Here is a 226-nt window from a genome sequence, read left to right on the forward strand (position 1 = left end):
TGTACTAACAAATACTGCGTTGCCGTATGCCACCATTCAAGCTGTTGGATGCTGAGGCGGCCTGCTAAACCATGCGCACCAAACGCGCCCAGAGCATCAGCAATAGCCATATTAATTGCGGCAATACCGATCCAATTTAACATTGAACATCTCGTATCATCTTAAGGCTACTGGATATCATTTGGCAGAATCAAACTATCAATCGTCATCGAATCTCGAATCTTGT

The 226-nt window shown here is 44.2% G+C and carries 1 protein-coding gene; it reads right to left on the minus strand.

From position 1 onward, the window contains the following. Positions 1 to 143: DUF423 domain-containing protein (locus V6252_RS13130; protein ID WP_341610741.1), on the minus strand; the 143-nt coding region annotated here is incomplete at its 3' end. Positions 144 to 226 lie beyond the last annotated feature (83 nt).

The organism is Psychrobacter proteolyticus, from assembly GCF_038155145.1.
In the GTDB taxonomy this organism is placed as follows: Bacteria; Pseudomonadota; Gammaproteobacteria; order Pseudomonadales; family Moraxellaceae; genus Psychrobacter; species Psychrobacter proteolyticus_B.